This window comes from Salipiger sp. HF18 (assembly GCF_011806505.1).
Lineage (GTDB): Bacteria > Pseudomonadota > Alphaproteobacteria > Rhodobacterales > Rhodobacteraceae > Salipiger > Salipiger thiooxidans.
This window is the reverse complement of record NZ_JAATOS010000245.1, coordinates 1-6,081: the sequence shown is the minus strand read 5'-3', so window position 1 is coordinate 6,081 and position 6,081 is coordinate 1. Positions and strand designations below refer to the sequence as shown.

Sequence of the window (6,081 nt, the reverse complement as noted above, 5' to 3'; positions counted from 1 at the left end):
AGGGGTCTCGCCCTCGGGCAGCGCCGCCTCGGGGTCGTGGATCGCGCCGAGCCGCTTCGCCAGCGCGACGGAGCGGTCGTTCTCGGGGGTGATGTAGGACACCAGCGAGCTAAAGCCGTTCTCCCACGCCCAGAGCAGCACCGCCTGCGCGGCCTCGGAGGCGTAGCCCGCGCCCTCGGCATCCTCGAGCAGGGTCCAGCCGAGCTCGGCCTCGGGGAAATGCGGCGGCCGGGTGATCCCGATCTGGCCGAGGAAGGTGCCATCGCGGGTCTCGATGCCCCAGACTCCGTGGCCCATCAGGTCCCACATCGCCACCTCGGACGCCATCCAGCGCCATGCCTCCAGACGCGGCAGCGGCCCGCCCATGTGGCGCGCGCGGTCGGTCCCGAGGAGATCGCAGAGCGCCTCGAGATCGGCCATCACGTGGCCACGCAGGGTCAGCCGCGGGGTATGGAGGGCGGGGGCGGGCATTTACTTCTTCTTACCGAAACCGCTGAGGCCCGGGGGCAGCGCGCCGCCGCCCATGCCGGGCATTCCGCCCATCCCACCCATGCCGCCGGGCAGCTTGCGGCCCATCGCCTTGGCGGCGGCCTCGAGCTGCTTGGGGTCCATCTGGCTGGGGTCCATGCCCTCGGGCATTCCGCCCTTGCCGAACATGCCCTTCATGGCCTGTTTCAGCATACCGCCTTTGCCCATCTTGCCCATCTTCTTCATCATGTCGGACATCTGGCGCTGCATCTTGAGCAGCTTGTTCAGGTCCGAAACGTCCATGCCCGCACCGGCCGCGATACGCTTCTTGCGCGAGGCCTGAAGGATCTGCGGGTTGGCGCGCTCCTTCTTGGTCATGGAGTTGATGAGGGCGATCTGCTGCTTCAGCATCCGGTCGTCGATGCCGGCGCCGTCCATCTGCTTGGCCATCTTGGCGGCCCCGGGCAGCATCGACATCATGCCTTCCATGCCGCCCATCTTGATCATCTGCTCGATCTGCATCTTCAGGTCGTTCATGTTGAACTGACCCTTGGTGAAGCGCTTCATCATGCGCTCGGCCTGCTCGGCCTCGAGCGTGGCCTGCGCCTTTTCCACCAGCGCAACGATGTCGCCCATGCCGAGGATACGGCCCGCGACACGGTCCGGCTCGAAGGTCTCGAGCGCGTCCATCTTCTCGCCGAGGCCGACGAACTTGATCGGCTTGCCGGTGACGGCACGCATCGACAGCGCGGCACCGCCGCGGCCGTCGCCGTCCATCCGGGTCAGCACGACACCGGTGATGCCGATGCGGCTGTCGAAGTTCTCGGCCGTGTGCACGGCGTCCTGGCCGGTGAGGCCGTCGACCACCAGCAGCGTCTCGCGCGGGTTGGCGACGTCGCGCACCGCCTCGACCTGCGCCATCAGCTCTTCGTCGATCGACAGGCGGCCGGCGGTGTCGAGCATGTAGACGTCGTAGCCGCCGAGCGCCGCCTGGGTCTTGGCGCGCTTGGCGATGGCCACCGGGTCCTCGCCCTTGACGATGGGCAGGGTGTCGACGCCGATCTGCTTGCCGAGGATCTCGAGCTGCTCCATGGCCGCCGGACGGTTCACGTCGAGCGAGGCCATCAGGACCTTCTTGTGGTCGCGCTCCTTGAGACGGCGGGCGAGCTTGGCGGTGGTGGTGGTCTTGCCGCCGCCCTGCAGGCCGACCATCAGGATGGGCGCGGGCGGGCTGTCGATGCGCAGCGCGCCGGGCTCGCCTTCGCCGGCGAGGACCGCGATCAGCTCGTCATGGACGATCTTCACGACCTGCTGTCCCGGGGTCACCGACTTGGTGACCGCGGCGCCGGTGGCCTTCTTCTCGACCGCCTTGATGAACTGCCGTGCGACCGGCAGCGAGACGTCGGCCTCGAGCAGCGCCACGCGCACCTCGCGGAGGGCGGTGCGGACGTCATCCTCGGAGAGGGCGCCCTGTTTCGTCAGCCGGTCGAAGACGCCGCCAAGGCGCTCGGATAGATTCTCGAACATGGGGCCTCGGGCCTCCCGTCTGTTGTCCTTGTGCCTCCCCGAGATAGGGTCGGCGGCGCGATGATGCCATCGGGGCGAAAAGGCCCAATGCGAAACAGCCCCCGTGGGCGCAACGCGCTGACGGAGGGCGATCCCGGGCATACCCCAAGGGACCGGAGGCATGATGTGCGTCCGGAATTGGCTGCGCAGATACGCCTCGCGGGCCAACGAGTCAAGGCTCGGGGGCTTTTGACGGCATGCGGGAACGAAGTTTTGCTTCCGCGCGTTCCGCTTCCCAGTCGGTGCTTCGTGATGCGAGCGCGGGCGGATTTTCGTTGTGGCGACAGGGATTGAAGTGGCAGTTGCGCAAAAATGGCACAACATGCTACTTTCTGAGCGTAATGCTGCCAGTGCGAGAATTCGTGCTGGCCGATTCGGCGCTCAGCCGGTAAGACGACCCTAGAAACGCCCATTTTTGAAGGTGACGCATGAAACTGAAAACGCTTATGACCTCGGCCGCCATCGTCAGCATGCTGGCCACCTCCGCCGCTTTCGCAGCTGGCCCGACTGAAGTGATCGTCGAGGATGACCCCTACGCGCTGGCCGCTGCTCCGTCGATGAGCCCGGCAGCCATCGCAGCTCTCGCCGGTGGTGCAGCCCTGCTCGCCATCGCAGCTTCGGGCGGCGACTCCTCGAGCTCGAGCACCACGACCTCGACCGCAGCCGAATAATCGGCACAGCGATCAGGCGCCCTCGCGGTGCCGGTCCCAGAGTTTCCGAGATGCGCCCGGCTGGTCCGGGCGCATTTCTTTTTGTCCGGCGTCTTCTTGCCCGGCCGTCATGTTTCGGGGTCACGATGGCCCCATCCGGCCCTGCCGTGCCCCTCCAGCGAGATCGCTGCGCAGTGATCTGACGGAAATGTGCCTCTTCCCTTGCATTTGCGAACCTTCCCGCGTCATACCGGGGGCAATGTGAAGTCATGCACGGGTAAGCTCAGATGACGAACTGGGACGAGATCCGCACCGCCTTTCAGGTCGCCCGGCTGGGAACCGTCAGCGGCGCGGCGGAAGTGCTGGGGGTCCACCACGCGACGGTGATCCGCCATATCGACGCGCTCGAGGCCCGGCTCGGGGTGAAGTTGTTCCAGCGCCATGCGCGCGGGTACACCCCCACCGAGGCAGGGCAGGACCTCGCCCGGGTGGCGCAGACCACCGACGACCAGTTCTCGCAGCTTGCCGGTCGCATCAAGGGGCAGGGCGAGGGCGTCTCGGGCGAGCTCATGGTCACCTCTCTGATCAACTTCTCGCCGCTGATGGTGGGGGCGCTGGCCTCGTTCCAGCAGGCCTACCCCGAGATCGTGGTGCGCTACCTGACCGGCGCGCGGCTGTTCCGGCTGGAGTACGGCGAGGCCCACGTGGCCCTGCGCGCGGGCTCGGTCCCGCAGGAGCCCGACAACGTGGTGCAGTCCTTCGCCCGGCAGGCGGTCGCGCTCTATGGCTCCAGGAGCTACATCGAGGCGCGCGGCATGCCCGCGGACGAAGAGGCCCTGCGCGACCATGATTTCGTCGGCCACGACGACCCGGACTCGCGCGCGCCCTACGCCATCTGGATGAAGCGCAACATCCCCTTCGAGCGCGTGGTCTTCCGCACCGAGGACGGTCGCGTCCAGCAGGAGGCGGTGCGCGCGGGCGCGGGTCTCGGCTTCATCGCCGTGCAATTGGCCGCCAAGGATCCCGAGCTGGTGCAGATCCTGGCCCCGCGCGAGGACTGGTCCTCGCCGCTGTGGCTGGTGACCCACGTCGACCTGCACCGCACGCCCAAGGTCCAGGCCTTCCTGCGCCACCTCAAGGCCTACGCCGCCGAGCGGGACAGCGCGTGAGCCCCCAGGCCCGGGGCCACCTCGCGATGCTCGCCTTCTCGGCGCTGGTCGCGGGATCTTTCGCGCTGGGGTCGATGGCCGCCCCGCATATCGCCCCCACCGCGCTCAACGCCGTGCGCTTCGTGCTCGCAGGGGTCATCCTCGCCGTGGTGGCGGGGGCCAGCGGCAAGGTCACGCGGGCGTCGCTGGCGGCGCCGTGGCGCTACCTCGTGCTCAGCGGACTGCTGGTCGCCTATTTCGTCCTGATGTTCGAGGGGCTCAAGACCGGCGCCCCGGTGAGCATGTCGGCGGTGTTCACCCTGACCCCGCTCATGGCCGCGGGCTTCGGCTGGCTGCTGGTGCGGCAGCACATGACGCCGCGCATGGCGCTGGCGCTCGCCATCGGCGGGGCAGGGGCGCTCTGGGGGGTCTTTCGTGCCGACCTGCAGGCGCCGATGCGGGGCGGGGTCGGGGGGGGGGGGGTGATCTACTTTTTGGGGGGCGGCGCCCCCCCGGTCTACCCCCCCCTGGTTCCCCAGCCGAACCGGGGCGAGCCGGCGCTGGTCTTCACGCTCTGGACCAACCTCGCCGGCGCGGTGCTGCTGCTGATCTGGGGCTGGAAGCCGCTCTTGGCGACGGACTGGGCGGCGTTGCCGACGGTGGTCTGGGTGACCATCGTCTATACTGCGGTGGCGGCGACGGCGGCGACCTTCGTGCTGCTGCAATTCGCGGCGCTGCGGCTGCCCTCGGCCAAGGTCATGGCCTACACCTACCTCACGCCGTCCTGGGTGATCCTGTGGCAGATCGTGCTGGGCAAGGGCGTGCCGCCGGCGCTGATCCTTGGCGGCGTGGTGCTGACCGTCGTCGCGCTGGTGCTGCTGCTGAAGGAAGAGTGACCTCAGCCCTCGGCGCCGGTCCCCGTGCCCGGCTCGCCGCCCAGCTCTTCGGCGAGGAAGCGCTCGAAGGCGTCGAGGTTGACCGGCTCGACCAGTCCGAAGCCCACCATCCAGACCGAGGCCTCGCGCAGCGCGTCGGGTTCGAGCTTGCACCACTTCACCCGCCCGCGCTGTTCCTGGCTGATGAGCCCGGCGCGGGTCAGCACGCCGAGGTGCTTCGAGATCGCCGCCAGCGACATCTCGAAGGGCTCGGCCACGTCGGTCACCGCCATGTCGTCCTCGAGCAGCATCGCGAGGATGCGGCGGCGGGTCGGGTCGGCGAGCGCGGCGAAGACGGTGGAGAGCGTGTCTGACATGCCGCCATAAGCGGTGCCACGCCGCCGCCCGTCAAGGTGCCGCCGTCACACGCTCAACCGCGGAGTTGAATATGCAAATCCGGCCCTGTTGGCGCTAACCCGGTAGTGCGGGCCCGGGTGGGCACTGGTTGCCTGAGGGAAAGAATAATAATTACAGTGGTTTATTCTGTCGAAATCAACCGTTCACCACTTCTTGACTCGGGGCCCCCCGCCGCATAGCAACATCCCGGAACTCCTCAGGGAAGAAGACGGTGAGCGATCCCGATCCGAAGCGGCAACTCGACGCGCTGGAGGCGAAGATCGCGGCGGCCAAGGCTGCCCGGGCAAGCGACCGGACCCACCAGGAGGAGCACTATTCGCAGGCGCAGCTCGCGTGGCGGATGGTGACCGAGATGGTCGCCGGTCTGGGGATCGGCTTCGGCATCGGCTACGGGCTCGACGTGCTGCTGGGCACCGGACCGTGGCTTATGGTGCTGTTCACAGTGCTGGGGATCGTGGCGGGCATCCGGGTGATGATGCGCTCCGCCGCCGAGATCCAGGAGAAACAACTGGCCACCAAGGCCGGAGAGGACGAGAAGAGGGATCGCGATGGCGACTGAAGCGACGCACGGTGCAGAGACGGCGGAACACGGCGCCGAGGCCGGTGGCCTTGTCTTCCACCCGATGGACCAGTTCATCGTCAAGCCGCTGTTCGGCCATGGCGAAGTCGGCATGTTCACCATCACCAACGTCACGCTGTGGATGGCCATCGCCATCCTCGTGATCGTCGGCCTGATGGTCTTCGGCACCCGCCGCCGCGCGGTCATCCCCTCGCGCAGCCAGTCCATCGCCGAACTCGCCTACGGCTTCATTCACAAGATGGTCGAGGACGTCACCGGCAAGGAAGGCCTCGTGTACTTCCCATACATCATGACGCTTTTCATGTTCATCGTGGTGGCCAACTTCCTCGGCCTGATCCCGATGAGCTTCACCACGACCTCGCACTTCGCGGTCACCG

The 6,081-nt window shown here is 67.6% G+C and carries 8 protein-coding genes; 5 read left to right on the top strand and 3 right to left on the bottom strand.

Translation table 11 applies throughout. The features are described 5' to 3' along the window. Together HC022_RS17290 and ffh are read right to left on the bottom strand one after the other, a co-directional pair. A partial coding sequence (locus HC022_RS17290) for a GNAT family N-acetyltransferase (protein ID WP_167453254.1) occupies positions 1–471 on the bottom strand: 471 nt, incomplete at its 3' end. Further along, positions 472–1,995, bottom strand: coding sequence for a signal recognition particle protein (gene ffh / locus HC022_RS17285; protein ID WP_167453253.1), 1,524 nt, complete (start codon positions 1,993–1,995; stop codon positions 472–474). A gap of 467 nt (positions 1,996–2,462) precedes the next feature. On the opposite strand from ffh, the gene HC022_RS17280 reads away from it, so the two are divergent. From HC022_RS17280 to HC022_RS17270, 3 genes are all read left to right on the top strand, one after another. After that, positions 2,463–2,705, top strand: a complete 243-nt coding sequence (locus HC022_RS17280; protein ID WP_008887261.1) for a hypothetical protein — start codon at positions 2,463–2,465, stop codon at positions 2,703–2,705. 266 nt (positions 2,706–2,971) lie between these two features. Then, entirely contained in the window at positions 2,972–3,853 is an 882-nt protein-coding gene (locus HC022_RS17275; protein WP_008886790.1) for a LysR family transcriptional regulator, read from the top strand. Beyond that, positions 3,850–4,728, top strand: a complete 879-nt coding sequence (locus tag HC022_RS17270; protein WP_368484687.1) for a DMT family transporter — start codon at positions 3,850–3,852, stop codon at positions 4,726–4,728. The genes HC022_RS17275 and HC022_RS17270 overlap by 4 nt, the downstream gene beginning before the upstream one ends. A 2-nt stretch (positions 4,729–4,730) precedes the next feature. Here the strand turns inward: HC022_RS17270 and HC022_RS17265 are convergent, their stop codons facing one another. Beyond that, a complete protein-coding gene (locus HC022_RS17265; protein ID WP_089958216.1) occupies positions 4,731–5,084 on the bottom strand; it encodes a metalloregulator ArsR/SmtB family transcription factor in 354 nt (117 codons plus the stop codon). 251 nt (positions 5,085–5,335) lie between these two features. Between HC022_RS17265 and HC022_RS17260 the strand changes: the two genes are divergently transcribed. Next, positions 5,336–5,683 carry an AtpZ/AtpI family protein gene (locus HC022_RS17260; RefSeq protein ID WP_008886517.1) on the top strand — a complete coding sequence of 116 codons (348 nt, stop codon included), beginning with the start codon at positions 5,336–5,338 and terminating at the stop codon, positions 5,681–5,683. Beyond that, the coding region (locus HC022_RS17255; RefSeq protein ID WP_167453252.1) for a F0F1 ATP synthase subunit A at positions 5,673–6,081 on the top strand (409 nt) is incomplete at its 3' end. The genes HC022_RS17260 and HC022_RS17255, both read left to right, overlap by 11 nt.